Origin of the sequence: Oricola cellulosilytica (assembly GCF_019966575.1) — a bacterium.
Taxonomy (GTDB): Bacteria; Pseudomonadota; Alphaproteobacteria; order Rhizobiales; family Rhizobiaceae; genus Oricola; species Oricola cellulosilytica.
Genome location: NZ_JAINFK010000005.1, coordinates 1 through 26898, shown reverse-complemented (window position 1 = coordinate 26898; position 26898 = coordinate 1). Strand labels below are relative to the sequence as shown.

Annotated in this window: 27 protein-coding genes; 6 read left to right on the top strand and 21 right to left on the bottom strand. The window is 63.1% G+C overall.

The window, feature by feature from the left end:
* Positions 1 to 22: 22 nt before the first annotated feature.
* Positions 23 to 1615, bottom strand: coding sequence for an FAD/NAD(P)-binding protein (locus LC298_RS12500; RefSeq protein WP_158284789.1), 1593 nt, complete (start codon positions 1613 to 1615; stop codon positions 23 to 25).
* Positions 1616 to 1788: 173 nt separating this feature from the next.
* Here LC298_RS12500 and LC298_RS12495 point away from each other — a divergent pair, with 173 nt between their 5' ends.
* Positions 1789 to 2220, top strand: coding sequence for an HIT family protein (locus LC298_RS12495; protein ID WP_131570227.1), 432 nt, complete (start codon positions 1789 to 1791; stop codon positions 2218 to 2220).
* 10 nt (positions 2221 to 2230) lie between these two features.
* On the opposite strand, the gene LC298_RS12490 is transcribed toward LC298_RS12495, so the two are convergent.
* The 5 genes from LC298_RS12490 to LC298_RS12470 all read right to left on the bottom strand — a co-directional run bounded on the left by LC298_RS12490 (position 2231) and on the right by LC298_RS12470 (position 6743).
* Positions 2231 to 2581 (bottom strand): AzlD domain-containing protein, encoded by a 351-nt coding sequence (locus LC298_RS12490; RefSeq protein WP_131570230.1) that lies wholly within the window; start codon positions 2579 to 2581, stop codon positions 2231 to 2233.
* Positions 2578 to 3324: an AzlC family ABC transporter permease gene (locus tag LC298_RS12485; RefSeq protein WP_131570232.1), complete on the bottom strand. Its 747-nt coding sequence runs from the start codon at positions 3322 to 3324 to the stop codon at positions 2578 to 2580. The genes LC298_RS12490 and LC298_RS12485 overlap by 4 nt, the downstream gene beginning before the upstream one ends.
* Before the next feature lie 109 nt (positions 3325 to 3433).
* On the bottom strand, positions 3434 to 5875 hold the full coding sequence (gene clpA / locus LC298_RS12480) for an ATP-dependent Clp protease ATP-binding subunit ClpA (RefSeq protein WP_131570236.1): 2442 nt from the start codon (positions 5873 to 5875) through the stop codon (positions 3434 to 3436).
* Positions 5875 to 6231: an ATP-dependent Clp protease adapter ClpS gene (gene clpS, locus LC298_RS12475; protein WP_199223317.1), complete on the bottom strand. Its 357-nt coding sequence runs from the start codon at positions 6229 to 6231 to the stop codon at positions 5875 to 5877. The genes clpA and clpS overlap by 1 nt, the downstream gene beginning before the upstream one ends.
* A 182-nt stretch (positions 6232 to 6413) precedes the next feature.
* Positions 6414 to 6743: a phasin family protein gene (locus LC298_RS12470; protein WP_131570238.1), complete on the bottom strand. Its 330-nt coding sequence runs from the start codon at positions 6741 to 6743 to the stop codon at positions 6414 to 6416.
* A 339-nt stretch (positions 6744 to 7082) separates the two neighbouring features.
* Here LC298_RS12470 and LC298_RS12465 point away from each other — a divergent pair, with 339 nt between their 5' ends.
* Positions 7083 to 8381 carry a D-alanyl-D-alanine carboxypeptidase gene (locus tag LC298_RS12465; protein WP_131570241.1) on the top strand — a complete coding sequence of 433 codons (1299 nt, stop codon included), beginning with the start codon at positions 7083 to 7085 and terminating at the stop codon, positions 8379 to 8381.
* Positions 8382 to 8426: 45 nt separating this feature from the next.
* On the opposite strand, the gene LC298_RS12460 is transcribed toward LC298_RS12465, so the two are convergent.
* The 10 genes from LC298_RS12460 to LC298_RS12415 all read right to left on the bottom strand — a co-directional run bounded on the left by LC298_RS12460 (position 8427) and on the right by LC298_RS12415 (position 18268).
* Positions 8427 to 9134: a DnaJ domain-containing protein gene (locus tag LC298_RS12460; protein ID WP_131570243.1), complete on the bottom strand. Its 708-nt coding sequence runs from the start codon at positions 9132 to 9134 to the stop codon at positions 8427 to 8429.
* Complete coding sequence (locus tag LC298_RS12455; protein ID WP_223385652.1) at positions 9131 to 9883, bottom strand: VWA domain-containing protein; 753 nt, start codon at positions 9881 to 9883, stop codon at positions 9131 to 9133. The genes LC298_RS12460 and LC298_RS12455 overlap by 4 nt, the downstream gene beginning before the upstream one ends.
* 37 nt (positions 9884 to 9920) lie before the next feature.
* Positions 9921 to 10358 carry a DUF1489 family protein gene (locus tag LC298_RS12450; protein WP_131570245.1) on the bottom strand — a complete coding sequence of 146 codons (438 nt, stop codon included), beginning with the start codon at positions 10356 to 10358 and terminating at the stop codon, positions 9921 to 9923.
* Positions 10359 to 10455: 97 nt separating this feature from the next.
* Positions 10456 to 11040, bottom strand: coding sequence for a gamma-glutamylcyclotransferase family protein (locus tag LC298_RS12445; RefSeq protein ID WP_131570247.1), 585 nt, complete (start codon positions 11038 to 11040; stop codon positions 10456 to 10458).
* Entirely contained in the window at positions 11037 to 12302 is a 1266-nt protein-coding gene (locus LC298_RS12440) for an MFS transporter (protein ID WP_131570249.1), read from the bottom strand. Before LC298_RS12440 ends, LC298_RS12445 begins: the two co-directional genes overlap by 4 nt.
* Complete coding sequence (locus LC298_RS12435) at positions 12289 to 13317, bottom strand: lysylphosphatidylglycerol synthase transmembrane domain-containing protein (RefSeq protein WP_131570251.1); 1029 nt, start codon at positions 13315 to 13317, stop codon at positions 12289 to 12291. The genes LC298_RS12440 and LC298_RS12435 overlap by 14 nt, the downstream gene beginning before the upstream one ends.
* Positions 13318 to 13353: 36 nt before the next feature.
* Positions 13354 to 13602: a DUF7482 domain-containing protein gene (locus LC298_RS12430; RefSeq protein ID WP_131570253.1), complete on the bottom strand. Its 249-nt coding sequence runs from the start codon at positions 13600 to 13602 to the stop codon at positions 13354 to 13356.
* Positions 13603 to 13683: 81 nt separating this feature from the next.
* Positions 13684 to 15543: a PHA/PHB synthase family protein gene (locus LC298_RS12425; protein ID WP_131570255.1), complete on the bottom strand. Its 1860-nt coding sequence runs from the start codon at positions 15541 to 15543 to the stop codon at positions 13684 to 13686.
* A gap of 215 nt (positions 15544 to 15758) precedes the next feature.
* Positions 15759 to 17477, bottom strand: a complete 1719-nt coding sequence (locus LC298_RS12420) for a hypothetical protein (protein ID WP_131570257.1) — start codon at positions 17475 to 17477, stop codon at positions 15759 to 15761.
* A complete protein-coding gene (locus LC298_RS12415; RefSeq protein WP_131570259.1) occupies positions 17474 to 18268 on the bottom strand; it encodes an AfsR/SARP family transcriptional regulator in 795 nt (264 codons plus the stop codon). Before LC298_RS12415 ends, LC298_RS12420 begins: the two co-directional genes overlap by 4 nt.
* Before the next feature lie 180 nt (positions 18269 to 18448).
* On the opposite strand from LC298_RS12415, the gene LC298_RS12410 reads away from it, so the two are divergent.
* Complete coding sequence (locus tag LC298_RS12410) at positions 18449 to 18988, top strand: DUF6647 family protein (RefSeq protein ID WP_131570261.1); 540 nt, start codon at positions 18449 to 18451, stop codon at positions 18986 to 18988.
* A gap of 39 nt (positions 18989 to 19027) precedes the next feature.
* Here LC298_RS12410 and LC298_RS12405 read toward each other — a convergent pair whose 3' ends face one another.
* The 3 genes from LC298_RS12405 to LC298_RS12395 form a co-directional block, all read right to left on the bottom strand.
* The gene (locus tag LC298_RS12405) at positions 19028 to 20218 is read right to left on the bottom strand and encodes an extracellular solute-binding protein (protein ID WP_131570263.1); all 1191 of its coding nucleotides are present in this window, start codon (positions 20216 to 20218) and stop codon (positions 19028 to 19030) included.
* Positions 20202 to 21602, bottom strand: coding sequence for an L-serine ammonia-lyase (locus LC298_RS12400; RefSeq protein WP_131570265.1), 1401 nt, complete (start codon positions 21600 to 21602; stop codon positions 20202 to 20204). The genes LC298_RS12405 and LC298_RS12400 overlap by 17 nt, the downstream gene beginning before the upstream one ends.
* 121 nt (positions 21603 to 21723) lie before the next feature.
* Positions 21724 to 21861 (bottom strand): hypothetical protein, encoded by a 138-nt coding sequence (locus tag LC298_RS12395; protein WP_199223318.1) that lies wholly within the window; start codon positions 21859 to 21861, stop codon positions 21724 to 21726.
* 386 nt (positions 21862 to 22247) lie between these two features.
* Here LC298_RS12395 and LC298_RS12390 point away from each other — a divergent pair, with 386 nt between their 5' ends.
* The 3 genes from LC298_RS12390 to LC298_RS12380 all read left to right on the top strand — a co-directional run bounded on the left by LC298_RS12390 (position 22248) and on the right by LC298_RS12380 (position 24693).
* Positions 22248 to 23174, top strand: coding sequence for a DMT family transporter (locus LC298_RS12390; protein ID WP_131570267.1), 927 nt, complete (start codon positions 22248 to 22250; stop codon positions 23172 to 23174).
* Positions 23175 to 23240: 66 nt separating this feature from the next.
* On the top strand, positions 23241 to 24215 hold the full coding sequence (locus LC298_RS12385; RefSeq protein WP_131570269.1) for a heparan-alpha-glucosaminide N-acetyltransferase: 975 nt from the start codon (positions 23241 to 23243) through the stop codon (positions 24213 to 24215).
* Positions 24205 to 24693 (top strand): methyltransferase family protein, encoded by a 489-nt coding sequence (locus LC298_RS12380; RefSeq protein ID WP_131570271.1) that lies wholly within the window; start codon positions 24205 to 24207, stop codon positions 24691 to 24693. Before LC298_RS12385 ends, LC298_RS12380 begins: the two co-directional genes overlap by 11 nt.
* 7 nt (positions 24694 to 24700) lie before the next feature.
* Here LC298_RS12380 and LC298_RS12375 read toward each other — a convergent pair whose 3' ends face one another.
* Entirely contained in the window at positions 24701 to 25087 is a 387-nt protein-coding gene (locus tag LC298_RS12375; RefSeq protein WP_131570273.1) for a MerR family transcriptional regulator, read from the bottom strand.
* Between the two features lie 124 nt (positions 25088 to 25211).
* The gene (gene mgtE, locus LC298_RS12370) at positions 25212 to 26609 is read right to left on the bottom strand and encodes a magnesium transporter (RefSeq protein WP_131570303.1); all 1398 of its coding nucleotides are present in this window, start codon (positions 26607 to 26609) and stop codon (positions 25212 to 25214) included.
* Positions 26610 to 26898 lie beyond the last annotated feature (289 nt).

Here is a 26898-nt window from a genome sequence, read left to right as displayed (position 1 = left end):
GCCCCCGCTCTCGCCTCGCGCATCAAACCAGAAGGTCCGTCGCCACGATCTCCGCCAGTTCGTTCATGTTGGCTAGTCCCTGCGAGAACGGGTGGCGTTCAATGACCTGAGGGAGGGCGAGGCAATAGACCCTGGATGTCCCGCGGATGGCCATCTCGATCGCAAAGGGGCGCTCGACAGGCTCGTTCGGCTCTACGATCTGTTCTGTCAGCGACGGAAACGGCAATTCGCCCAGCGGCGCGGAATCCTGCCCGCGCGCGTCGATCATCGCATCGAAGGCGAGGACCTCGTCTTCTGTCTGGACTCGGACCCCGTCGCTTCCCTCTTTGCTGAACGATGAATTGGAGCCGGTCGGCACGATGTCGAGGACTCCCGCGTCGTAAAGCGCAATGATTCTGGCCAGCGACAGGTGGGGCACCGCTGCATAGCAGTCGGCGAAAACGGGCATGAGATGATCCGTAAATATCTCCCAGTCGTGTTCGTTCAAATGCCTGAGCGCGGCGTCGAACTCCTCGTGGCCACGCAGCAGAACGTAGCGATGAGGGATCGTCGTTCTGTCTTGCATAGACTGCCGTACGACCTCAAAGTCTTCCTTGACGGCATCAAGGCCGCCCTTTTCCTGGCGGTGGCGGAAATAACCCTCCGCGAACCCCGCGATGGTTCGCGAGCGGTCGCCCAACTGGTCCAGATACTCCGGGTTGCTTTCGTCGAGTTCCCGGACAAGAAGCTCGAAAACCCTTTCCAGAAGGTTCTCCGCGCCCCTTGCAATCTCTTCTTTGACAGCTTCCTTCGTCAGGTATCTCAAGGGCTTATACGGAAACGGGTAGTAAAAATCGCCCTCGGGCATGATGCCCATGTGGGACACCATGGTGACTTTCAGATCCTTCGCGTCCGGATTCGGCTTCCACGAGACCGTTGCGCCCCGCTCATCGAAGTCGCCATGCGTATGGCCGAGGGTGACGACCACATCGATTGCAGACAAGGAGGCCCCAAGAACGCCGATTTTCCCGGGCGGAATTTTCGTCATATTGGTATAAGGCCATGGCGACACGAGCTCCGCATCATCAATCGTTGGATGCGTTGGCCATGAATGTCCTGTGGCCAGAACAACGTTGTCGAATTCCCTCATGACGGGTCCGTCCGGCGTCACCGCTCTCACTTTAACGTGGCTTCCGTTCGGGATTAGGTCTTCGACACGGTGGTTCGTCAGAACACTTACGGAGTGGCCGTCCCGGTTCATGCCGTCGACGAGCGCGGCAAACTGGTCGTGAAGGAATTCGCCGATCAGCGTACGCGGGTAGAACGCCCGTGCACTGAGGTCGTGGCGCGACAGTTCCCACTCGTTCAGCTCATGGGACGGCTGTGTTTTCAGCCAATCGATCAGTGAAGTGCGGATGACGGGGATTTCGCGGCTGAAGGCATTGCAGAGCATGAAATCGGCATTGTCGGACGGACGATAGGGCATCCCGAATCCGGGTTCATCGGAAGACTCGAAGACGGTGATCTTCAGGCGTTCACCACCCGCCGCCAGATGTTTCAGAAGATAGGCGGCTGTTGCGCCACTCCCCACTATGCCGATCGTCCCCGGACCGGACCGCTTGCCTTTCGTTTTCATCAGGGAGCCGGCTCTTTCACCATGGTCTTCACACTCGCTGATCCGGATCACCGGACAAATCAGCATATTGCGCTCAACAACGGGATTGGTGTGCCGAACGTTCCAACGACCGCTTTGAAGATTGATGGCCGCGCGATGACAACGTAGAGCATGTGCAACTCAAGGAGGGCTCCATGACTGCTTCGTACGATCCGGACAACATCTTCGTGAAGATATTGAATGGCGACCTGCCCGCCCACAAACTTTACGAGGACGAGCACACCTTCGCCTTCATGGACATCATGCCCCGCGGGGACGGCCACTGCCTGGTGATCCCGAAAGCACAGGCCCGAAACATCCTCGACGTCGACGCTCAGACGCTGTCCCGACTCATGGTCACGGTGCAGAGAATCGCGCGGGGCGTCATGAAGGCCTTCGATGCCGACGGCGTGACGGTCCAGCAGTTCAACGAACCGGCCGGCGGACAGGTGGTCTTCCATCTGCATGTCCATGTCATCCCGCGGTTCGACGGGGTGCAACTGCGGCCGCATACGGGCGACATGGAAAAGCCGGAAGTCCTTGCCGCCAAGGCTGAAAAAATCCGCGCGGCGCTCGAATCTGCCTGACGGAACGGTTTCAGTAGCCGGCGGCCATTCCTCCCAGCAGGACAACCAGCGACACACCGACGCCGACGCCGATGCGCTGGCCGCCGGCCATGAAGGCGAGAAACCCGATAGCCGCCGCCCCGACGCGCAGGAGCAGTGTCGTCTCGCCGAGGGCGCCGGAGGGAAACAGGATCAGGCGCGCAATCACCGCCGCAACGAGCGCGGTGGCGACCGACCGCACGAGGATGAAAGCGTCGGACGTATCGCTCAGTTTCCGGCCGAGAAGAACGCCGGCGAACCGCCAGATGTCGGTTGCGAGCCATCCGGCGAAAAGAATGAAGACGAACGGCCACCACCAAGCGTCGAGGGAAACATACGTCATGTGCGGTCAGTTCCCGTCCGTTTGCCGAACCGCCCAATCACGAAGGCCGCAACACCGCCGATGATGCCGGCCAGAAGCAGGTCGAACTCCGGAGCGATCAGATAGAAGACCGGACCGAGTATGAGTCCGGCGACCATCGCGATCTTGACGACGTGATCTCGGGCCGTCGCCCACAGCGAAGTCAGAAAATAGATCGGCGTCAGGAAGAACAGCGCGCCGAGCGCCTCCGGCGGCAGCACGGCCGAGGACGCGTAAACGGCGCCTACGATCAGTATGTTGGCGGTCGTGAGCGTCACCGCGAAACCGGCGAAATAGGCCGTCCGGTGACGGCGCGGCGCACGCGCGATCCGCTCCATCGTCATGACCCAGGAGGTGACGGCGACGAAATGGGAGAGCACCAGAAGCGTGAGGGTGCGCGTCTTCTCGGAGCGGATCTCCGGGACAAGCGTCGTCACCATCGGCATCAGCCGTGCAGACGACAGCGTCACCGCAAGAAATGCGGGCACCAGTGTCGCACCGGAATTGATGGCGGCGATCAAGACGACTTTCGCAGGCAGGGCCCAGACCACGGCGGTCATGAACATGGCGTGCGTCACGTCCACGCCGCTTTCCTTGGCAAAGCCTGCGAAGCCGACGAATGCGCTCATCAGGATAATCGCCGGTACGGAGATGACATTGCGCATGCCGCGGGCGAACCACAGCGCCGAATGCCCCTCATCGTCCGTGGAAGAACCGGTGTCCATGCCACGCGGCTAGCATGGATCGATGCGCATGGCGAGATGGCAGGTGAAAATGAAAAACGGGCGGATTTTCCGCCCGTTAGCTGTTCGACCCTTATCGGCTCGCCGCCGCCTACTTGCGCGGGATTTTCGGCACCGAGGGCTTCGACTTGCTTTCCACCTTCGCCTCCGGCGCGTCGCTCGGGCTCGTGCTGACGGCTGCCGCCTTCTTGGCAGCCGGCTTGCGCGCGGTGCGCTTGCGCGGCTTGGGCCGGGGTTCGTCGGCGATCGAATCGAGCTTCAGCTTGCTGTCGCCGAGTTCGTCCTTCTCGACCGTGACCTTCACCGTGCCGCCCTTCTTCAGCTTGCCGAACAGCACTTCTTCGGCCAGCGGCTTCTTGATGTGCTCCTGGATGACCCGTCCGAGCGGCCGTGCTCCCATCTTCTCGTCGTAGCCACGGTCAGCGAGCCATGCGATCGCCTCCTTCGACAGGTCGAAGATCACGCCGCGGTCGGAAAGCTGCGCCTCGAGTTGCATGACGAACTTCTCGACGACGCGGTGAATCACCGGAACCGGCAGCGCGCCGAACGGAATGATCGCATCCAGGCGGTTGCGGAACTCCGGCGAGAACAGCCGGTTGATCGCCTCGACATCATCGCCTTCACGGGTCGAACTGCCGAAACCGATCGCGTTCCGCGCCATCTCCGACGCACCGGCGTTGGTCGTCATGATGATGATCGTGTTGCGGAAATCGATCTGCTTGCCGTTGTTGTCGGTCAGCTTGCCGTGGTCCATCACCTGCAACAGAATATTGAACAGGTCCGGATGCGCCTTTTCGATCTCGTCGAGCAGCAGCACGCAATGCGGATGCTGGTCCACGCCATCGGTCAGCAGTCCACCCTGGTCGAAGCCGACATAGCCGGGAGGCGCGCCGATCAGCCGCGAGACGGTGTGGCGTTCCATGTATTCCGACATGTCGAAGCGCAGCAATTCGACGCCGAGCGAGGCGGCGAGCTGTCTTGCCACTTCGGTCTTGCCGACGCCGGTCGGACCCGAGAACAGGTACGATCCGATCGGCTTTTCCGGTTCGCGCAGGCCGGCCCGGGCAAGCTTGATTGCCGAGGCCAGCGCCTCGATCGCCAGATCCTGGCCATAGACGACCCGCTTCAGTTCCTTTTCGAGGCCGGCGAGCACTTCCTCGTCGTCCTTCGAAACGGTCTTCGGCGGGATCCGTGCCATCGTCGCGATGGTCGCCTCGATCTCCTTGACGCCGATCGACTTGCGCCGCTTTTTCTCAGGCAGCAACATCTGGCTGGCGCCGGTTTCGTCGACCACGTCGATTGCCTTGTCGGGCAGCTTGCGGTCGTTGATGTAGCGTGCCGACAGTTCCACCGCCGACCTGATCGCCTCGTCGGTGTACTTGATCTTGTGGAAGTCCTCGAAATAGGGCTTCAGGCCCTTCATGATCTCGATGGCGTCCTCAAGCGACGGCTCGTTTACGTCGATCTTCTGGAAACGCCGCACGAGCGCCCGGTCCTTCTCGAAGAACTGGCGGTATTCCTTGTAGGTAGTCGAGCCGATGCAACGGATCGAGCCGGACGACAGCGCCGGTTTCAGCAGGTTCGATGCGTCCATCGCCCCGCCCGAGGTGGCGCCCGCGCCGATCACCGTGTGGATCTCGTCGATGAACAGAATCGCCCCCGGAAAGTCTTCCAGTTCCTTGACAACCTGCTTCAGCCGCTCCTCGAAGTCGCCGCGATAGCGGGTGCCGGCCAGGAGCGCGCCCATGTCGAGCGAGAATATGGTTGATGTCAGCAGCACGTCAGGCACGTCCCCCTCGACGATGCGCTTGGCGAGTCCCTCGGCGATCGCCGTCTTGCCAACGCCCGGATCGCCGACATAGAGCGGATTGTTCTTGGAACGCCGGCACAGGATCTGGATCGTCCGGTTGATTTCGGGCATGCGCCCGATCAGCGGATCGATCTTGCCGACCTTTGCCTTCTCGTTAAGGTTCACGCAGTAGGCGCTCAGAGCGTCCTGCGGCTTTTTCTTGCCATCCTCGGCCTCGCCCTGCGAACCGTCCGGGCGGCCTTGGTCCTCGGTGCCGTCAGGCTGCCGCGAGATCGTGGCGCCGGGGCGCTTAGCGATGCCGTGGGCGATGTAGTTGACGGCGTCGTAGCGCGTCATGTCCTGCTCCTGCAGGAAGTAGGCCGCATGACTTTCTCGTTCGGCGAAGATCGCGACAAGCACGTTTGCGCCGGTGACCTCCTCGCGGCCCGACGACTGGACGTGAATCACCGCGCGCTGGATAACGCGCTGGAAGCCGGCGGTCGGCTTGGCATCCTCATCGTAGCCCGTGACGAGATTTTCCAGTTCGTTGTCGACATAGTCGAGCACCGTCTTGCGCAGTGCGTCGACGTCCACGCTGCAGGCGTCCATGACGGCTTTGGCGTCCTGATCGTCGAGCAGCGCCAGAAGCAGGTGTTCCAGTGTGGCGTATTCGTGCTCGCGTTCATTGGCCAGAGTCAGCGCCTGGTGAAGCGACTTCTCGAGACTTGCGGTAAAGGTCGGCATCACTTCTTCTCCATCACGCATTGCAGCGGGTGCTGGTTCTGGCGGGCGAAATCCATGACCTGGGTCACCTTCGTTTCCGCGACCTCATAAGTGTAGATGCCGCATTCTCCGACTCCGTGATTATGCACATGTAACATGATCCGGGTCGCCTGTTCTCTGTCTTTCTGGAAAAAGCGCTCGAGAACATGCACCACGAACTCCATCGGAGTGTAGTCGTCGTTCAGCAGCAAGACCCTGTAAAGACTGGGTTTCTTGACCTTGGGTTTGGTCCGCGTGATGACGGCGGTGCCGCGGCCCTGCCCGTCACCGTCCTGGCCATCATCATCGGCCTGCATCAATTCCGGCTTTTCGATCATCGTTGTCCTGTGGATGTCACAGCGCCCGAACGGGCATCGTCTCCGTTACTTAGGTTGCCGACTCTCGATTTTAAGCCCCCTCTGAATCGGCGCAAGCGGTTCGATGCCTGCTGCCGCGCAAAATGAACAAAGCCCGCGTGATCGCTCACGCGGGCCGGTCATGCAGTTCCGTTGAGGAATGCTTATTTGGTCGCGCCGGCAACCGCATTTTCGAACGGCTTGTAGGCCTCCTTGGCGAGGTCGGTATAAAGCTCGCCCATCTTGGTCGCTTCAGCGACGAACGCCTCATAAGCGGACTTCACATACTCGCTCTGCACTTCCATCGCCTTCTCGAGCGATTTCGTTGCCGCCAGCTTTTCGAACGCAGCAGCGCCATCCTCGTACGACTTCTTCGAGTAGTCGGTGGCCTCGGTCGCGATTGCCTGCAGGCCCTTGGTCACGGCAGCATAGCTCTTCAGGGAGTTGTCCATCATTTCCTTGCCAATCTTGTTGGCATCTTCGAACGAATTCATCATGTCGCACCTTTGAACGTTTGGATTTCGGTTCACTCGGACCGGGTCGCCCGTCCTTGAAACCAATATAGTGTGCACTGCACAATTTTTCAACAATTCTTTCGCGTCGCACCATCATTCGATCACATTTTGGGAAAATTTGGTTCTCTGCCGAAACACTCCGGTCACCATAAACGAGTTGGTAACGTGCCTTGGCTACGGTTTTCGCAGTCATGCCCGGCGGCCAGCCGGGTGAGTACCGCGTCTGTAACCAATAGGTGTAAAACCGTGTTTCCCAGCAGATCTCTGCCTGCGAATCCCTTTCCCAAAATAGCCGCAACTCTTCTTGCAGCGCTGTTTATGGTGGCCGCCACCGTCGGCGCCGAGGCCAATCCGCGCTACGCATCATTCGTCATCGACGCGAATTCGGGCAAGGTGCTGCACAACCGATACGGCGATGCGCCGCGATATCCAGCCTCGCTGACCAAGATGATGACCCTCTATATGCTGTTCGAGGCCATGCAGCAGGGCAAGGTGAACAAGAATACGCGGATCGTGATGTCGCCTCACGCCGAGTCGATGCAGCCGTCCAAGCTCGGAATCCCGGCCGGGAAAAGCATCAGCGCCGAACAGGCGATCTACGCGCTTGTCACGAAGTCGGCCAATGACGTCGCAGCCGCCGTCGGCGAGCATCTTGGCGGCACCGAGAGCAATTTCGCGAAGATGATGACGGCCAAGGCCCGCGCAATCGGCATGTCGAAGACGACGTTCCGCAACGCCTCGGGTCTGCCGGATTCGCGCCAGATCACGACCGCCCGCGACATGGCGACGCTGGGCATCGCCCTGCAGGAGCACTTTCCGCGCGAATACAAATATTTCTCCACGCGCAGCTTCGCGTTCGGCAAATCACGCTTCCGCAACCACAACCGCCTGCTCGGCGCGGTTCGCGGCGTCGACGGCATCAAGACGGGCTACACGCGCGCCTCGGGCTTCAATCTCGTCACCTCCGTCAATGACCGTGGGCGCAGCGTCGTGGCCGTCGTGATGGGCGGCAAGAGCGGCGCGTCCCGCAATGCCCACATGGAGCAACTGCTTGCCGAGAACGTGTCGAAAGGGTCGAAGCGGGATCGCGGTCCCCTGGTTGCCCGGGCCGGCGGCACGCGGTTTGCCGACATGCCTGTCGACATCGCTTCGCTTGCGCCCACGGACGTCCCCATTCCGGAGAGCCCCCGGCGCACCGTCTCCCGGGGCTTGCCCGTCATGGCTTCGATGGCTCCGGTCCCCGCGAAGGCTCCGCCAAAGGCACCGGTGAAGGCCGCCATCCTGACGGGCTACGCGCCGGAAGTCACCGCCGCGCCACGTCCGCCCGAACCGGTCGACACGATGACGACCGCCTCGGTGGCGCCACGTGCGGGCTGGGTGATCCAGATCGCCTCCCTGCCCTCGCAGGACGAAGCCTTCAGCTATCTGCGTCTGGCGCAGAGCCATGCCGCGCCGGTGCTCGGCGCCCGCGAGCCGTTCATTGAGAAGTTCGAGAAGGGCGGCGCGCTCTATCACCGTGCGCGCTTCGCCGGGTTCGGTTCCAAGTCCGAGGCTTGGGCGGCCTGTGAAGCTCTCAAGAAATACGACTATTCCTGCCTGGCCTTCGACAACTCGTAACCGTCGCAGCGCCGTGCAGTCGTACCGTTGAATTAGTATCGCGTATCAAGGGTCTCTATCAGCATGATTTCGCAACAGAACGTCCCGGGCCTCGTTCACCCGCTGCGCCAGAAAGGCGTTTCCTCCGAGGTCGGGGTGTACTCTCTGCATCAGGCTGCGATGCGCCTGTCTGATCTGCGAAGCGGTCGCTCCCGGCTCAAGGCCAAGGATCTTGTAAGCTTCCTGTTCTGTCACGGTGCCCGTGTCATGCGGGCCAGCTTTCCGCGCGCCAACATCCGGATCAGCGTCGTCACGCCAGCCCGGCATTCGGCGGTCAAGATACGCCTCCAGTAGTTCGGCGCTCTCGCGGTCGTCGGCGAGGTCTTCTGCAAGGTTTCGCAGTTCGTCTTCGCTCATGTCGTCGAGTTCGCGGCCCTCGAACGGCCCGACCAGCACCAGCCCGTTCATGTCCCCGGTGTCGTGGTCGAGCATCATCTCGAGCCACGCCGAGCGGACCGTCGAACGCTGGCCAGTGCTGCGCCTGCGGTTCACCACCTGCCGCTGGCGTCCGAACCAGGCGAGCGCCATCATGATCAGCGGCGCCCCTGCCCCGATCCGGCCGGCCAGGCTGAGGACGACGCCGACAAGCGCGAGGGCCACCGGACCTGCCACGCGAATCGAACCGGCCACCTGCGCCGTCGGCGCGTTGGCGAAATAGATCAGCCCGAGGATCGTGAACGCGGCCACGGCGATCAGGGCGATGAGGATCGTCATTTCCGGCCGCCCGACATCTGCGCGATCAGCAGCCGGTCCTCGTGACGGCCGCGTGACTGCAGCGCCTTCAGCCCGCCCGCCGCATAGACGGCGATCGAGGACAGAAGTTTCGCCAGCACGTTCGCGGACGACCGGTCGAAGCGGAACCAGCCGCCCCTGGTGACGCGGGCGATCTCGCGATAGGCCATCTCGGCGGCCGGGTCGTGCCCCTCCTGGAACAGGAACACCGGCACGCCGCGCATGCCGAGTTCGCCCGCCGCCTGAACGAGATCGTCGACATTTTCCTCCATTGCGTCGCCGATATAGACCAGCGCGTTGACGCGGTTCTTGCCCTGTTCCTTTGCCGCATGTTTCAGCACCTTGAGGATCTGCGTGTGTCCGCCCCGGCACTGGATGCGCGTCATCATGTCGGCGAGCGTACGGCTGTCGGCGGCCCATTTCGACGCACGGCATTCGCCAAGTCCGCGAAAATAGACGAGCTGCATCAGCAGGTTGCCGATTCCGCCCACGCTCTCGAACATCTCACCCTGAATGGCGCAGGCCATGTCCCAGGTGGGCTGGCGGCTCATCGTCGCATCGAGCGCGAGCACGATCCGCCCGGCGCCGCTTCCGGTATTCGCGGCCGCCTTCGCGCTCTTCAGGAATTTCGCGATATCGGAGGCCGGCGACTTCGATTCAGCCGCGACGCCCGTATTCGCTCTGGTGACGGATTTGGCCATAGCCAAAATGTGGCGCTTATTGGCCGACATGCAAGTGATTTTCTGGGTTTCCGGTCTGCGCGCGGGATCAAATCAGCCCGAGATCGGCCAGTTCGTTGCGCATCCCCGCCGGGAGCACCGCCAGTCCCTCCTCGCCGCTTTTCAGATCGGCGGGTACGTCCTCCTCCTTGAAGTAGCGCCAGCCCTGGAACGGACGCTTCGGCTGCGAGCGCGTCAGCACCAGCTTCGGCTCGAGGACGATGTTGCAGCGTGAGATCCCCTCGCCGTCGGTAAACGGCTCGAGATCGAGAATGCGCTGGCGGCATTGCACACGCCCCTTGATCACCCAGTAAAGCGATCCGGTCCCGACGATCTCGCCAGCGCGCTTCGGCGTCATGCGCGTGGTGTGAACCTGCCTCGGTTCCCTGCCCGCGCCGCGCTGCTGTCCGAGCCGGAAATCGATCCAGCCGCGCAGATCCTCCACGCTGTCCGCGCCGACGCAAAGCTTGATGAGATGAAGAGCCATGGATCGGGTGTAGGCTGCCGGTGTGGCAGGTCAAGGGCTGTGCGGAATTTTGATGGGGGTTGAGAGCATTTGGTCGCTCCGCGTCAATTGGCTGCCATCACGCCGCCTCTTCGGCAGGCCGAACCTTTTCAAGCTTCTCGATCCAGTGCTCCGGCAAACCGTGCTGTCGCGCGCCTTCGCGGATCAATGTGATGTAGCGCAAGGAGGGATTGCCATCCTCAGGCAGTCCGTCCGCCATGAGGCTGAAAGCCCGGTGCCGATTGCCCTCCCGGTCTTCGGCATCGAACCAGACCGGGCGGTAACGCCAGCCCGGCACGCCTTCGGTCGAATTCAGCCGCACCATTTCCCGGCGGGTGATCAGGAACAGCACGCCCCAGAGCTCTTCGCCGGTCGCCGGTTCGATATTGGCAGGCGCCGATCTGCCCACCGGACGGCCCTGCAGATTGAACCGAAGCCGCCATCCCGTGACCTTCCCCACACGCCAGTCCAACGGTTTCATCCGGCGGCGGCCGAGAAACACGGTGTCATTGAGGTTGGCGCCATAGGCGAAATACCACACCTCGTCCTGCGGCCTCCCGTCAAGCCGAACCCCCCAGAACCGGTACCACAGGCGGGCAAGCACCCACACCCTGAGGATTATCGGGATCCAGATACGCTTGAGCAGGCGCCGCAAGCGGATCATCGCGCGATCCTCATCGATCTGCCCATCTGCGACAGGACGCCGATCTGGGCGATCGCCGCCAACGCGGCGAGGACGAAAACCGCCTCTATTGCGATGATGCTGACGAGGGCGGCACCGACGATCGGTGACAGCGCCGCCGGGGCCGCGAAGGTGTTGAACCACGACGAATAGGCCGATCGCCGGTCGTCCGGGGAAATCTCCATCAGAAATCCGAGGAAACCGATAGTGACGCCGTTCATCATCATCCCGATCAGGACGAACAGTACGACGAATCCCGCAATTCCGACACCCGTTGCGATTAGCACCAGCACCAGCAGGGGCGCCGCGATCCGCATCACCGCCACCACCTCCAACAGACGCAGCTTGCCGGCCCTGTCCCCCAGCCGTCCCCACAGCGGGTTCGATACCAGCGACCCAGTCGTCTGCGCGGCCAGGAGCGTTCCGACCGCGGCGGCGTCCAGGCCCTGGCCGGACGCCGCGACCACATAGAACGGCAATGCCATCAATGTCGCCGAGCCGAGCCACTGGAAGATCAGGAACTGCCGAAAGGCAGGGTCGCGGCGTACCGTGTCCAAGCCCTCGCGCAGAAACGCCACCACCGATCCGCGTCTTTGGGGCGCCTGCCTCTTCGGGGGCGGCGCCGGCTCGCCCGCCGAGACGAACAGGAACGACGAAATCAGCATGAGCGCCGAACCCACCGCAAAGATCAGCGCAAAGGCTTCGAGCGGCGGCAGCAGATCCAGTGCGATGCGCAGCACCGCGGCAACCGCAAGCCCCAGAAGCCCGCCACCGAAAAACCGCCACGCCAGCATCCGGCTCCGCCGTTCCGAAGGAATGGTCCGCCCGACGATATCGTTATAGGGCACCGCCACCACCCCGCTCACGAACGCATACACCGTCCAGAGGCCGAGGAACCCCAGCGCCAGCGGGACAGGCGGCCAGTCCGAACACCACCACAGCAACCCGGCAATCAATGCGAGCGCGGCCGCACGGCCGAAAGCCCCGAAAATGTAAAAAGGCATGCGTCGTTCGGCCCGGTCGGCCAGATAGCCGACGACCATCTGCGGCAACAGCCAGCCGAGGCGGAGGACGGCGCTCGCATAACCTACGGCCAACGCGCTGCCGGTCAGCAAATGGACCAGGCTTGCCATCACGGTTGCGCTGTCCACCGCCGCCGCACCGCCCTGAAAGGCCGCGCCCGCAGCCGCGATGCGCGGAAACCGGCCGGGCGCAGGGCAGTCGGTCCGGTCAGAGGCCCGCATTGGCCGCCTCTGCCTCGATTCGAGCCTGGCGGATGTCAATTCCGCTCTGCCAGAGCACGAACAGCCCGATGCCGACCACCAGAATGATCGTGATGATGTAGTTGAACAGGATCATCAGGAGCGCCGGTTCATCGGCCACGCCGAGCGCCTTCAACGCAAACCCCGCGCCGAAGACGAAGCTTGCAGGGATTCGCACGAACCGTCCCAGCACCATGACGAATCCCGTGAAGACCATCAAAAAGAGATAGTCCCAGGCGCTGAGAACCACGCCCACCGCCAGCCCGGCCCAGACGAAATGTGTCGCCGCCACCAGCTTCCCGGCGACGGCCGCCGCGATGGCCGCGAGCCGCCGGGCGCGCGCCCGCGGCCAGACGATCCCGTCGCACAGCGAGACACGCAGTCCCGGTCCGTCGGCCTTCATCCGCGCGGCCGTCCAGTCGAACAGACGGCAGATCAGGGGCCCCTCGCGGGCGAAGAGCGCCCGGAACCTGAAAAGAGCCCAGAGCAGCCCTCCGAAAAGCGCAAGGTTCAACACCCCCGCCACGCTCAACCCCAGCCTGAGGTCGCCCTCGATTTGCGGTATTCGCCCGGCTGCCGCGACCACACCGGCAAAAAGCGCGAACACGACCCCGTCGAGAAAGCGCGCGATGATGGTCGTCGCAAGCACGGTGGCCATCTTCAAGCGCTCGAGGCGCGCAACCAGCCATGCCCGCACCAACGGGCTTATTCCAAGTGGCACCAGCGCATTGACCCCGTGGCCTGCCAGCAACGCGCCGGTCAGCCGCATCGTGGCCACGGGTTTGACGTCGTGAAGGATCTGCCGCCACTTCCAGCCGCTGAGCCACTGTTCCAGCAGGATAGTCGCGGCCAGCAGAAGCAGCCAGAACGGGTTGGCGTCCCGCAGCCCCTGCAGAAAGCGCGCAAAGTCCAGTCCGCCGTAGAGCCGGAATATCAGCGCAAGGGCAAGGCCGCCGCCGACCGCGGGCAGCACCCAGTGTGTCAAGATCCTGCTCATCGGCGGTCCCTGCCAATCTCCCCTGTCAGGCGGGTGTCATCTTTGCCCGCCTTTCCAGGTCAGGAAAGGTGCGTTGACCACCACGTCCGTTCGCTCCTCTGCAATTTCTCCCCCGGCTATGGCGGCGTCAACTTCCTCGGCCGAGGTCAACAGCCGCGGTTCGGCGCCCCCGACCCAGGTGGCAAGGAGAAGCCGTCTCAGCGGGCTGTATCCGTCCGAGCCGACGGGATGGTCGAAGACATCGGGCTGGTAGTTCAGGGGACCGCGCGGCCCGTCCGGCTCCACTCCGTTGCGCCATCGAAGGCAACACGGCGACCTAGAGAGCCGGCCCGCCGCCCAACCGGATTCGTCTTGCCGGCCGCATCGCTATTTCTGGAAGATGTAATGCCCCGGCGCGTCCGCAACGGCCGGGAAGCGATTGTCCGGACCACCCATTTCTGGCGGCTCGGTCAGCCCCGAGGATCTGACGGCCAGCCAGTCCGCCCACTCGTTCCACCAGGAGCCATCGACGGGCTCGCGTTCGCGGCACCATGTGTCGGGATCGACGTAATTGTCTCCGGGCCGCCGCTCGCCCGTGCGGTAATACCGGCCGGGATGGCCCGGCTCGCTCAGGACACCTCCATTGTGTCCGCTGCTGGTCAGGACGAATGTCAGTTCACAGTCGGTAAACAGCCGGATCTTGTAGACCGACCGCCACGGGGCGATGTGGTCCTTCTCCGTCCCGACGACGAAAGCCGGGGCGGTGATGTCCTTCAATGCAACAACCCGGCCCTCGACCGCAAAACGTCCCCCCGAGAGGCGATTTTCGAGAAACAATGCGCGCAGGTATTCGCCGTGCATCCTGGCCGGCATCCTTGTGGTGTCGTTGTTCCAGACCGTCAGGTCGGTCGGCAGGTCCTCCTTTCCGAGAAAGTATCTCCGGACCGCGCGCGTGTAGATCAGGTCTTCGGCACGAATGGTGGCGAAGGTTCGCGTCATCTGCGGTCGATCCAGATAGCCCTGCGCCCACATCAGATCCTCGAGGAAGGCGACCTGGCTCTCGTCGAGGAACAGGAGGAGTTCGCCCGCCTCCGAAAAATCGACCTGCGCGGCAAACAGGCTGACGGAGGCCAGGCGGTCGTCCCCGTCGCGGGCCATGGTGCTCGCCGCGATGCCCAGTATCGTGCCGCCGAGGCAGTACCCGGTCGCGTGAACCTTCCGGCCGCAGGTGATGGCGGTTATCGCGTCGATCGCCTCCATCACGCCGCGCTTGCGGTAGTCGTCGAGCGACAGCGAAGCCTGATCGGCCGTCGGATTGCACCAGGACATCGCGAAGACCGTGAATCCCTTGTCGACCAGGAAGCGAACCAGCGAATTATGCGGCGACAGGTCGAGAATATAGTATTTCATGATCCAGGCCGGCACGAGGAGCACCGGTTCCGCCTGCACATCCGGGGTGGCGGGCGAATACTGGATGAGTTCGAATATGTCGTTGCGATAGACGACCTTGCCCGGCGTACAGGCGATGTCCTTGCCGATTTCCAGTCCTTCGGGCGGTTCCTTCGCGCGTTGCGTCCAGGTCTGGACCACGTCCTCGATGAAATGGCGAGCGCCTTCGACGATATTTTCCCCCTTGCGGCGCGATGTCTCCTCGATGATCTCCGGGTTTGTCGCCGGGAAATTCGACGGGGAGAACAGATCGAGATACTGCCGGATCATGAAATTGACCCGGTTCGTGTCATCCTTGCTGACGCCCCGCAGCGCGCCGGTCGCATGATCCCACCAGTCCTGAGTGGCCAGAAACGATTGTTTCCAGAAGCTGAAGGGCATTTGCGACCAGGATGCATGCCCGAACCGGTGGTCGAATTCCTTCGGCTTGAACGGCTGCTCGACGTTCCGGTCGACCGGAAGGCGCGCCGAGTAGCTCAGCACTTCGAGCAGGTTGCGCACCGCCCGCTCCGAGAGTTCAAGCTGACGGCCGGGAGCCCGGCCGAGATGAAGAAGCCAGTCCGACCAGGCCTGCATGATCGAGAAGGGCGAAACGCCGCCGGTATTATGGGCAACGATGGCGCGGGCTATCCGGTCGAGATACTGGTAGGGATGCGGATTGACCTCCTCGGCGGCATTTCCGGTGCATCCCGCCTGCGGGGCGGCCGCCGGCCGGGCCGGCGGCACGACCTTCAGAGCCGCCCGGCGTTCAGCGGCACTGGTATTTTTTATCGGTGTATCTTTTATCGGTCTGGTCATCCTGACAAAAACTATGCCCGGATCGAACACCTGCCTGCATTGATCTGCGTCATGGTCCCTGCCCCGCTCAGCACTCGACGACATTCATCACCAGACCGCCCCGGCTCGTTTCCCTGTATTTCTCGCTCATGTCGAGGCCGGTCTGCGCCTCGTCTCCACGCAGGCGTCGAGCGGCACAATGGACTTTGCCACTGAGTTCCGTGATTTCTGTCGGCTCAATTGACGAGATCCTGTCGGAAGGGAAACGCCCCGAACTCGGTTGCCAGCAGATAGTCTCCGAGCACCGAGATCGGCGCGTCGTCGGGGATTCGATAAACCGCAGCGCAACTTTCGATAATGCGCCCTTTCCAGTGCCACGTATCGCAAATCTCGCCCCTTCGGACGCGGGACGAACCTTCCGGGACCTGCAGCATTGGTCCGCGTCCCGATGTTCGGATGACCGCCCCGTCGGAACTTCGGGTCTGGCGCCAGACCGCCGTCTCGCCCGAACCTTCCACGGAGGCGCCGAACATCAGTCCCCTCACGGCCCGATCATCGAGACGGTTGCGCTCCGCGGCGGGAAAGTGACCGAGCGTCGCACCGGCAAGCCCGGCGGCTTCGAACCCGCTGGCGATCCGGCTCAGGATCGCTGCGTCGGAGAACGGGTAGGCATAGACTGCCGTGGCGACCGTCGGCCGCTCCCAGCTACGCGCGCGCGGATTGTCGAGGGTCCGCGTCAGCACCTGCCATTCGCGGCGCGGGCGATTTTCAAGGGAGGAGACATAGGCCGCGAGCATGTCCTCGGCCCCATCGGCGTCACCCGCCTCACCCAGCATCGCGGCCAGCAGTCCGGCAAATTCGGCCTCCCGCCGGCCCGCCATGGCCACCGCGTCGCGCACTGCAGTGATCGCACCTTCCGTGTCGCCGCGCGCATATCGGGCAAGGCCTGCGAGAAAGGTCGGGCGCGCCGGCAGCGCAGGGTTCAACTGCAGGGCCAGGCGGGCGTGGTTCTCGCCGCGTTCGGGATCGCCTGCGTAGATCAGCGTCTCTGCAAGAACCTGCCGCGCCTCGACATTGCTTGGCTCGAGCTTCAGCGCCTGACGCGCCTTTCCCGCCGCTTCGGCATAGTCGCGCCGCCGCAGGGCCAGCCCGGCCTCGAGCACGAGCGCATCGGCGGTCTTTTCCGCCTCGCCCGAAAGCAGAACCTTCAGTTCCAGATACGCCTCGGCCCAGTTGATGCCGAGCGCCTCAGCGAACGAGTCATCGGCGAAGGCGGCTCGCCGGTAGGTCTTCGCGAGGCCGGCCCGGGCCTTGGCGAAGCCCGGATCGGCCTCGAGTGCGGAACGGAAGCGCGAGGCCGCCCGGGCGTTCGCTTCCGGAGTCAGTTCGAAATAGTAAGTTAACCCAACGAGATAAGCCTCGTAGGCGTCGAGACTTTCCGTTCCCGGGCTGGCATCGGGCGCCCCCCCGGAAGCCGGCAGCGCCTCCATCAGCGCGGCAACCACATCTTCAAGGATCGTGTCCTGAAATTCGAGCAGATCGGAGGCGCTGCCCCGATAGCGTTTCGCCCAGACCTGTTCGCGGGTGCCCGTATCCGTCATCCACGCATTGACCGTCAATCTGTCGCTTCGCCTGCGGATGCGACCGCGCAACAGATGCGTTACGCCGAGTTCACCGGCCTCGCCGTCGTCGTCCGCAAACCGCTGCGCCGTTTCGCGCGACAGCACGGCAAGTCCGGGATAGCGCGAGAGTTCCGTCGTGATGTCGTCGGCGATCCCTCCGGCGAAAGCCCGTACGTTCGCATCGTCGGACTCGATTTCGAAGGGCAGGATGGCGAGCCGCGGCGCGGAATTGTCCGGTCCGGGATGCGTCGTCACCGGCCCCGGCGCGAACCACCACACCGCGGCGGCGAAGAAAGCGATGGCGACCCCCACCATCACATTCCTGCCGATCACGGCGAGCTGAAGGTCCCGTCCCGCTTTGATGGGCCAGCGGGCATCGTCGCGGCCTCGGGCGGGATTTCCCCGGCCTTAATCCGCATATGCAGATCCCGCGTCTCCTGCGACGGCTCGATATCCAGGTCTTCCTTCAGCTCTTCCCGGCAGTGCTCGTATTGCCGGATCGCTCGCGATATCTGCCCCGACAGGGCATGGAACAGCATCAGGTGGCGGTGCGCCGCTTCATTGTAGGGGTCGAGTGCCAACAGCCTTTCGGCATCCGCCGCGCTCGTCCGGTCCGGTTTGTCCCGCAGGGCGATGAGCCGGCTGCCCGCATCGACGGCAAGACCCTCTAGACGGCTCCGTTCGGCGGAAAGCCAGTGCTCGTAGCCGGTTTCGGCGATCTCCAGGCCGGCAAGGAACGGCCCCCGATAGAGCGCCAATGCCTCGTGCAATGACGACGGGTCTCCGGCACGCGCCAGATCCTCGAAGGTCATAACGTCCACAGCGATCACGCCCGGTTCCAGCCGTACTTCCTCATGGGTCGCGTCGATGAAATCGACGCCCGGCGGAGCCAACGCCTTGCGGATGGAATAAAGAGCCTGGCTCAGCGAACTCGCGGCCTGCTTCTGCCCGCTCAGTCCCCAGAGCAGATCCGCCAGCGCTTCGCGGCGCTGCGGCCGCCCCTCGTGCATGGCGAGATAGGCCAGAAGAGCGCGCGCCTTGCGCGTGTCCGGCCCGGCGACGGGTTCACCCTCCGCCGTCCGGAGCTCAAAACCGCCCAGCAGCCTGAGTTCCAGCTTTTTCATATGGCCCGATTTGAGGCGGTTTCGGGCTGCCGATCAAGCACATCCGCCCGGCAGCGCGGCAATTCCGCCCGAAACGACCCGCGAAACGTCATTTTTGAGAATCTCTTGAGAGCGGCTTCACGGGCTCCTGAGCCCGGCCGGGCAGACCTGTCCCGTCCAATTCGGAAAGGGAGGTCACGAATGAACACCGTCCGCTCCATCATCATCGCCCTGGCGCTCTCGGGCGCCGTTATGACCGGTTCACAGGCCCGCGCCGGGACCGAGGTCACCGGAACGCTCGCGGACTGGGAAGAACCTGCCGTTACAAGTCTGCTCGCCGGGTTCGCTTCTTGGATCGCCGAAAACAGCGAGTACGCCATCGCGGATACGCCTGTCCGGGCCGTGGCCTTCGTCACGAAGGGCGAGACGGTCGGAACCGGCGAGCGGCAGGTTTCGCTCGGCAACCGGACGCGCGGCCATTACGACGAGGCGACAGCCACGATCTATATCGTCCGCCCGTGGTTTCCGGCCGACCCTTACGACCAGAGCGTTCTGCTTCACGAGATGGTCCACCACATGCAGGTAGGCGCGAAACACTGGTACTGTCCGCAGGCCCAGGAATGGGACGCCTACAGGCTGCAGGAAGCCTGGCTTGAGGAACGCGGACTGAAATCCAATTTCCACTGGGCGTCGATCCTGCTCGAATCGAGCTGTGCCGTGCGCGACCATCACCCGGACTGAATTGCATAACAGCGTCAGTTGCCCGGATCAGCGGTCCGATCAGTTGCCCAGATTCTTGCGCCAGGCGGCGAAGCGTTCGGTGAGTTCCCCGCTTCGCCGCGCCCACCATGCCGGATCGGAGATGACGCTGCGATTGAGCCGCGCCGTCGTCGTCGGCAGATGCGGCAGGACGGGCGCGCCGGTATGAAACCACGGCTCGCCCCGCGCGATGATGTCGAGCGCGCTCCCGCGCATAGGCCCGTAGGTGATCCATTTCGCCTGCGCGGCCTGCTGCTGCGGCTGGGCGGCATGGCCCAGGAAGGCCCTCGCGGCTTCGAGCTTCGCCGTCCCCTTCGGGATCACGAACCATTCCTCCTCGACCACCTGCCCGTCCCAGACCGGTGAAAGCCAGTCCTTGCCGTCCAGCGCCGCCGCGCCGATCCGCCCGTTATAGGCGATCGCCATCGCCACCGTTCCGTCGGCCAGCATCTCGACGGGTTCCTCGCCCGCGGACCAGAAGGCGAGATTGCCTTTCAGGGTCGACAGCTTCGCGAACGCCCGGCGAACCCCCTCCTCCGTGTCGAGCACGGCATAGACCTCGCCGGGCGGCACGCCGTCGGCGACCAGCGCCATTTCCAGATTGGCCTGCGGATACACGCCGATCGCCCGCTTTCCCGGGAAGGTCTCGAGGTCGAAGAAAGCGTCGAGCGTCTCCGGCGCGCGGCGGGCGAAGTCGCGGGCGTCATACGCTGTCACCCACGACCACAGTATGTTGGGGCCGACGCAGTCGTTCGGCCGGTCGATCAGCAGGTCGCCGTCAATTCCCGCCTCCCGGTAGAACTCGTCTCCCAGACGCTCGAACAGCCCGTCTTCGCAGCCGGCGCGCGCATCGTGGCCGAAAACGTCGACCACGTCCCAGACCACCTTGCCGCTGCCCACTTGGGCGCGCACCTGTTCCAGCCCGCCGCGATATTCTTCCCAGACGATGTGGATGCCCGTCCCTGCCTCGAAGGAGCGGCCATAGGCTTCCTTCTGGCTGGTGGCATAGGCTCCGCCCCAGCTCGTGACGGTCAGCGTTTCCCCGGACCCCGCTTTGACGGGAAATCCCAGGGAAACGGCCGCCGCGAACACGGCGAGCCCGGCAATCGACGTGCGGTGAAAACTCCACATGACGTTAGGGTAGGACAGAAGCGCAAATCCGCCAAATCGGGCGTCATGGGCCCTGCCGCCCCCCTCAGCACTCCACGACATTCACCGCCAGGCCGCCCTGGCTCGTTTCCTTGTATTTCTCGCTCATGTCGAGGCCGGTCTGGCGCATCGTCTCAACGCAGGCGTCGAGCGGCACGAAATGCGTGCCGTCGCCCTTCATCGCCAGCGAGGCGGCGGTCACCGCCTTGACCGCGCCGAGCGCGTTGCGCTCGATGCACGGCACCTGCACCAGCCCGCCAACGGGATCGCAGGTCATGCCGAGATGGTGTTCCAGCGCGATCTCGGCGGCGTTTTCCACCTGCTCCGGCGTTCCGCCCAGCACCTCCGCAAGGCCCGCCGCCGCCATCGCCGCCGCGCTTCCCACCTCGCCCTGGCAGCCGACCTCGGCGCCCGAAATCGACGCGTTGTGCTTGATCAGCCCGCCGATCGCCGCGGACGTCAGAAGGAAATTGCGGACGTCCTCCGGTCCCGTCATGTCGTGGAAGCGCAGCATGTATTTCAGCACCGCCGGGACCACGCCGGCCGCCCCGTTGGTCGGCGCGGTGACGATCCGCCCGCCGGCCGCGTTTTCCTCGTTGACCGCCATGGCGAACACCGCCAGCCAGTCGTTCGCGAGCATCGGGTTCGGACGGTTGGACTGCCACTCGCCCTGCAGCCGCTCGTGGATCTGGCGCGCGCGGCGCTTGACCTTGAGGCCGCCGGGCATCACCCCCTCGCCGCGAAGCCCGCGCTCGATGCAGCCATCCATCGCCGACCACAGCGCGTCGAGCCCGTCATTGACCTCGATCCGGCTCTTGCCCGTCTCCTCGTTGGCCCGTTTCATCTGCGCGATCGACAGGCCGCTGCGCTTCGCCATCGCCAGCATTTCCTTCGCCGTCCTGAACGGGTACGGCACGTCGGACTTCGTTTCCGCCGGAGAGACGTTCTTCATGCGCGCCAGCTCTTCCTCACTGACGACGAAGCCGCCGCCGACCGAGTAATAGACGCGTTTGAGGAGCGTGCGGCCGTCGCCGTCGAGCGCGCTGAAGCTCAATCCGTTGGCGTGGCCGGGCAGCGGATTGGTGCGGTCGAAGGCAAGGTCGTTTGCCGGATCGAACGCATAGGCCGGGTGGCCGGGCGGCGTCACCTTCCCGCTTTCGCGGACCTCCGCGAGGATCGCCTCGATGGCGTCGGGATCGATCTCGTCGGGCAGATATCCGGCAAGGCCGAGCACCACGGCCCGGTCGGTGCCGTGGCCGACGCCGGTGAAGGCAAGCGAGCCGTGCAGCGAAGCCGAGAGGGCGGCGACCTGCGCGCCGGCGGGGCGCGGCCAGTCGCCCTGCAGGATCTCGTCGAGAAACCTGCGGGCGGCCGACATCGGCCCCATCGTGTGTGACGACGACGGGCCGATGCCGATCTTGTAAAGTTCGAAAACCGAGAGGAACATTGACGTGTGCCGGGTTGGAAAAACGGCACGCTATCAGAGAGATCCCCGAAGTTGAAACCGGCCTCCGACGCGCCGTTGCCGGGTAACGACACGGGCGCTGAAAATCACGGTCTCCGGAACGTTATTTCGTCACCATCGAGGTGGCGACGCCCTCGCCGCCGGACATGCCGGTCAGGTAGACGACGACCATGACGACTGCAAATCCCGCGACTGCCCAGGCAGCGGTTCCCCAGCAGGATTTCTCGATCTTTTCATCCATTCCAAATGCCCCTGTTTGCATCGGCGCGGTTTGCCCCGCGCTCTTTTGCCGGGCGCATATAGCGGCGCCCGTGCCGGGGAGCAACATCAAATGACATATGGCTGTCATGCAGTTCTGCATTGTGGACAGAGTGAAAGATCGCGGCTCTCCCCGAAGCCTGCCGCCACCCTGCGGCGTCACCAGTCTAGCGCGATTCGCCCGGTCCACGAATAGACGCCGATGCCGATCCAAGAAACAGCAGGACAAGAATCCCGATGGGCTGTATCAGCAGCCATCCGACCTTCGAAACGGAAAAGAACAACCCCATCCCCTTTGAAAACGGCTCCGCGCGCTTCTACGGTAAAAGCGACGATCTCCTCCCGATCGCCCTTATCCCAAAATGATTTATGAAACCGATCCGTAAACCCACCACCCTCGACCTGCTGCTCCTGATGCTGACCGGAATGACGTGGGCAGCCGCATTCATTGCAATCAAGATCGCAGTTCCGGAAACCGGCCCCTTGTGGCTGGCCGCGATCCGCGTCGGCGTGGGAACGCTGGTTCTTCTTCCTTATGTGCTGTGGCGCGGGATCGTCCTGCCGCACGATCGCCGGAGCTGGACTCTCATCATCGCCATGGCGCTGCTGAACGTTGTCATTCCCTTCTTCCTGATTTCATGGGCGGAACTGACGATCGATGCCGGGGTGACGTCGATCCTCATGGGAACCGGTCCGTTCGCAGCTCTCGTCGGCAGCCATTTCTTTACGTCCGACGACCGGATCAATGCTGCCAAACTGACCGCCGTCCTGCTCGGATTTTCCGGTGTGATCGTTATCATCGGTGCCGACGCGCTGACCGGAATTGGAGAAGGCGATGTGCTCGCACAGCTTGCCGCGGTCGGCGGGTCGCTCTGCTACGTCGCGGCCGGGCTTCTCATCCGTCGTATCGAGATGCCGCCGGTCCGCCTGGCGTTCCTAGCATTATCCATCGGCACGGCCGTCCTCGTAACCGTCGCGCTCGCCGTCGACGGCCCGGTACAGACGATTCCGTCAAACGAAGCGCTGGGCGCTCTTCTCTTCCTGGGCGTGTTCCCGACCGGACTTGCCTACATCCTGCGGTTTCACCTCATTCGTACCGTAGGCTATTCGACCTTTGCCTATTCTGTGAATCTGATTCCGGTCTTCGGCGTGATGCTTGGCGTCATCATCCTTGACGAACCGCTGCGGCCACAAGTCCTGATCGCACTTGCACTGATTGTCGCCGGGCTGTTCATTGCGCGTGCGGGCTCGACGGGTCAGGCTGCCACCAAGTCCGCCACGAAATCGACTTTATGACATTGCTCCCTCCCGGCGACCATCTATGCAAGCGCGTGGCGGAGCGGGTTTAACGGCAGGATACTCATGAGCGCATCCACAGAAAGCAGGATTGGCCGGATCGAATTGATCGACCTCACTCGCGGACTCGCGCTGGTTGCAATGGCGATCTACCACTTCACCTGGGATCTTGAGTTCTTCGGGTATCTGCAGGCAGGGATTACGGGTCAAGGGCCGCTCAAGTGGTTTGCAAGGTCGATCGCGTCGTCCTTTCTGATTCTGGTCGGAATCAGCCTCATCCTGGCGCATCATCGCGGAATTCGCTGGCGGGCATATCTCAGACGGATCACCGTCGTTGCGGTGGCCGCGGCGGCGATTACGGTGGCAACCTATTTCTTCACGCCGGACACATACGTGTTCTTCGGCATTCTCCACCATATCGCGGTGGCGAGCCTCCTTGCTCTCATTTTCCTTCAGTGGCCGGCGGGCGCGTTGGTCGCAATCGCAGCGCTCTGGTTCATCATTGGCGGGCAATACGAGCCGCCGGCATTTTCCGATCCTGCTCTGCTATGGGCCGGCCTGTCTCCCGTGCTGCCACGCTCGAATGATTACGTGCCGCTGTTTCCGTGGTTCGGCATGGTTCTGCTCGGCATGGCGCTGGCGAAGGCTTCACTTCGCTCCGGCGTCGTCGAGACCCTCGCCCAACGTTCAACGCGAGAAATTCCGGGCGCGCGAGGGCTGCGCTTCATCGGTCGCCACAGCCTTATCACCTATCTGGTCCACCAGCCGGTTCTGATCGCCATTGTCTTTGTCTTCTCACTGGTTTTTCCGGCGCCCGAAGTCTCACCCGAGACACAGTTCATGGAATCGTGCGCGCGGAGCTGTTCAGAGCAAAGCGGCGCGGAGTATTGCACCGCATTCTGCAGTTGCGCGGTCGAAACGCTGAGCGCTGACGGCCTGTTCGAAAGCGTTTATAAGGGTGAAATCACCCAGGAAAGCGATCCGCGCGTAGCGGCTGTATCGCAGCAATGTTCGTTCGAGGCCGGGGCAAATGGAAACTGACAAGCGACCTTACGCTGAGCGGCCCAATGTCTTTCCATGGCCGCCCGTCATCTATGCGATCGCCCTCATCGCCGGGTGGCTGATACACTTGGCGCTGCCGCTGCCCTGGCTGCCGGGGATCACCGCAGAACTTCTCTTCGCGCTGGGAGTGCTCCTGATCGCCGCAGCGCTGGCGATTGATTTTGCGGCCATGCGCCAGATGCGCCGGGCCAACACTACCGTCATGCCGCACCGCAAGTCGGAGCATATCGTGACGAGCGGCGTCTTCTCGTTCTCGCGGAACCCGATCTATCTCGCCAACACGATGATCGTGATCGGTGTGGGGCTCGTCTCGGGTATCGCGTGGTACCTACCGCTCGCCATCATCGCCGCCTATGCGACGTGGCTGATGGCTATAAGCCGGGAGGAACGGCATCTCGAAGCGCGGTTCGGCAAGGCCTTTCGCGACTACAAGAAGCGCGTCAACCGCTGGTTCTGAGCGGATTCTAGGAGGTGACGCGCAACTCGGCCAAACGGCCGAGGCAGGCTTCCTCAACCTGTTCGAGTTCAGCGAGCGTGTCCTCGATGTCCTTGCGCTTCTGCCGAAGTTCCTCGCGCTTTTCCGCCGCCTTGTCGATGATCGTGCGCAACTGGCCGGCCTCGCCCGGCGGCGACTTGTACATCTGAATGATCTCACGGATTTCCGCGATGGAAAATCCGAGACGCTTGCCGCGAAGGATCTGCCTGACAAGCACACGGTCCGCAGGCCGGAACAGCCGCGTGCGTCCGCGGCGAACCGGGTGGATCAAGCCTTCGTCCTCGTAGAAGCGGAGCGTGCGCGTCGAAATCCCGAATTCTCGGGTCAGTTCCGTAATGGTGTAATGGTCGCGCATATGCCGACTCGGCTCACTCGTTTCGATGACGGCAAATATGATTGAAATACTCTTACGTAAAAGTCAATCAACGTACGGTTTTCCAGCAGAGCCGCGCGGTTAGAGCCAAGGCGGGTACCCATCCTCAGATGCCGAACCACCAGGCGGCAAAACCAAGGAACGCGAAGAAGCCGACCACATCCGTCACCGTCGTGACGAAGACGCTGGAGGCGATCGCCGGGTCGGCGCCGAAACGGTCGAGCAGAAGCGGGATCAATATTCCGGCCAGCGCAGCACTCACCATATTGATGATCATAGCGACGCCAATGACCCCGCCGAGCGCGGGGCTGGCGAACCACACCGCCGCCACCAAGCCAATCAGCGCCGCGAAGACGATGCCGTTGATAAATCCGACCGTGACCTCGCGGCGGATGATGCGGGAGGCATTGTAGATGTCGATGTCGCGGGTGGCGAGCGCGCGCACGGCGACCGTCATGGTCTGGGTACCGGCATTGCCCCCCATCGACGCGACGATCGGCATCAGCACCGCGAGCGCCACCATTTCGGCGATGGTCGCGTCGAAGAGACCGATCACAAATGAAGCGAGAATGGCGGTTGCCAGATTGATCAGCAGCCAGAGGAAGCGTGATTTGGTCGTCTCGACGACCGAGTCCGACAATTCCTCGTCACCGACACCCCCGAGGCGCTTCAGGTCCTCCTCGGCCTCTTCCTGGATAACGTCAACGACGTCATCGATGGTCAGGATGCCGACGAGCCGCTCGTTTTCGTCGACAACAGCGGCCGAGAGAAGGTCGTATTGCTCGAAGATCTGCGCCGCCTCCTCCTGGTCAGTCTCGGCGGGGATAGCGTGGCGCGTCTCGCGCATGATCTCCTCGATCTTGACCGGGCGTTTCGTGCGCAGAAGCTTGTCGAGATCAACCGCCCCGACGAGATGAAACGTCGGGTCGACGACGAAGATCTGCGCGAAGCTGGTCGGCAGATCCTCGCTGTCGCGCATGTAGTCGATGGTCTGGCCAACCGACCAGTAGGGCGGCACTGCGACGAACTCGGTCTGCATGCGCCGGCCGGCGCTTTCCTCGGGATAATCCAGCGAGCGGCGTAGCCTGATCCGTTCGGTGAACGGAAGCTGTGCAAGGATCTCGGCCTGATCCTTTTCGTCGAGGTCCTCAAGAATGTATACCGCATCGTCGGAATCGAGCGCCTGCACGGCGGCCGCGATCTTGTCGTTCGACAGCGCGTCGATAATTTCCATGCGGACGGCTTCGTCGACCTCGGTGAGCGCCGAGAAATCGAAGCGGTCACCAAGCAGCCCAACGAAGCGCCCGCGCTCGTCGCTATCGAAGGTTTCCAGAACGTCGCCGAGCTCGGATTCGTGCAGATTGGCGACCGTGGCCGCCAGCGCGTCGGCGTCGCCATTTTCGATGGCCGCGTTGATCCGGTCGAGGAAATCGGCGCTGATCGCACCGTCCTCGCTGTAGATATCATGAACGTAGGCGTCGCCGGTTGTTTCGGCGTCGTCCATCTGCGCGTCGCTCAACTGGTTTCTCCGTGGCCCGTCGGTGAACAGTTAACCCGCGGATGCGAAAAAACAATCGCGGCGGGAGGTTCAACGCGAAATTCTTCGCAGACGCGCGGACTGTTCGTCCCGCCCTTACGCTCTTCGGGTTTCTTCTTTCGTAAGCGGCAAGCCGCTGTCCGGAGCTCGTCGCTGGCGGGCCCCTTGAAGCTCACGAGCTGTTGAGGGCGTCGAGGGCGAGGATGTGGCAGTCCTTCAGCGTCTCGCCGACAAGTGTCTTCGGCCGCTCACGATA

Bases quoted from the DNA above. Each gene is read 5' to 3' on its own strand.
- LC298_RS12460 (WP_131570243.1), bottom strand. From the start codon at position 9,134: ATGACGATCCTCATCGCCCTGATCGCCGTGGCCGCGTTCACGATCCTC.
- mgtE (WP_131570303.1), bottom strand. From the start codon at position 26,609: ATGGACGACGCCGAAACAACCGGCGACGCCTACGTTCATGATATCTAC.
- LC298_RS12410 (WP_131570261.1), top strand. From the start codon at position 18,449: ATGAACACCGTCCGCTCCATCATCATCGCCCTGGCGCTCTCGGGCGCC.
- LC298_RS12440 (WP_131570249.1), bottom strand. From the start codon at position 12,302: ATGCGGGCCTCTGACCGGACCGACTGCCCTGCGCCCGGCCGGTTTCCG.
- LC298_RS12385 (WP_131570269.1), top strand. From the start codon at position 23,241: ATGAGCGCATCCACAGAAAGCAGGATTGGCCGGATCGAATTGATCGAC.
- LC298_RS12395 (WP_199223318.1), bottom strand. From the start codon at position 21,861: ATGGATGAAAAGATCGAGAAATCCTGCTGGGGAACCGCTGCCTGGGCA.
- LC298_RS12375 (WP_131570273.1), bottom strand. From the start codon at position 25,087: ATGCGCGACCATTACACCATTACGGAACTGACCCGAGAATTCGGGATT.
- LC298_RS12500 (WP_158284789.1), bottom strand. From the start codon at position 1,615: ATGAAAACGAAAGGCAAGCGGTCCGGTCCGGGGACGATCGGCATAGTG.
- LC298_RS12465 (WP_131570241.1), top strand. From the start codon at position 7,083: ATGGTGGCCGCCACCGTCGGCGCCGAGGCCAATCCGCGCTACGCATCA.
- LC298_RS12380 (WP_131570271.1), top strand. From the start codon at position 24,205: ATGGAAACTGACAAGCGACCTTACGCTGAGCGGCCCAATGTCTTTCCA.
- LC298_RS12425 (WP_131570255.1), bottom strand. From the start codon at position 15,543: ATGACCAGACCGATAAAAGATACACCGATAAAAAATACCAGTGCCGCT.
- LC298_RS12470 (WP_131570238.1), bottom strand. From the start codon at position 6,743: ATGAATTCGTTCGAAGATGCCAACAAGATTGGCAAGGAAATGATGGAC.
- LC298_RS12405 (WP_131570263.1), bottom strand. From the start codon at position 20,218: ATGTCGTGGAGTGCTGAGGGGGGCGGCAGGGCCCATGACGCCCGATTT.
- LC298_RS12450 (WP_131570245.1), bottom strand. From the start codon at position 10,358: ATGGCTCTTCATCTCATCAAGCTTTGCGTCGGCGCGGACAGCGTGGAG.
- clpS (WP_199223317.1), bottom strand. From the start codon at position 6,231: ATGATCGAAAAGCCGGAATTGATGCAGGCCGATGATGATGGCCAGGAC.
- LC298_RS12490 (WP_131570230.1), bottom strand. From the start codon at position 2,581: ATGACGTATGTTTCCCTCGACGCTTGGTGGTGGCCGTTCGTCTTCATT.
- LC298_RS12455 (WP_223385652.1), bottom strand. From the start codon at position 9,883: ATGTCGGCCAATAAGCGCCACATTTTGGCTATGGCCAAATCCGTCACC.
- LC298_RS12445 (WP_131570247.1), bottom strand. From the start codon at position 11,040: ATGATCCGCTTGCGGCGCCTGCTCAAGCGTATCTGGATCCCGATAATC.
- LC298_RS12415 (WP_131570259.1), bottom strand. From the start codon at position 18,268: ATGAAAAAGCTGGAACTCAGGCTGCTGGGCGGTTTTGAGCTCCGGACG.
- LC298_RS12435 (WP_131570251.1), bottom strand. From the start codon at position 13,317: ATGAGCAGGATCTTGACACACTGGGTGCTGCCCGCGGTCGGCGGCGGC.
- LC298_RS12495 (WP_131570227.1), top strand. From the start codon at position 1,789: ATGACTGCTTCGTACGATCCGGACAACATCTTCGTGAAGATATTGAAT.
- LC298_RS12400 (WP_131570265.1), bottom strand. From the start codon at position 21,602: ATGTTCCTCTCGGTTTTCGAACTTTACAAGATCGGCATCGGCCCGTCG.
- clpA (WP_131570236.1), bottom strand. From the start codon at position 5,875: ATGCCGACCTTTACCGCAAGTCTCGAGAAGTCGCTTCACCAGGCGCTG.
- LC298_RS12390 (WP_131570267.1), top strand. From the start codon at position 22,248: ATGAAACCGATCCGTAAACCCACCACCCTCGACCTGCTGCTCCTGATG.
- LC298_RS12485 (WP_131570232.1), bottom strand. From the start codon at position 3,324: ATGGACACCGGTTCTTCCACGGACGATGAGGGGCATTCGGCGCTGTGG.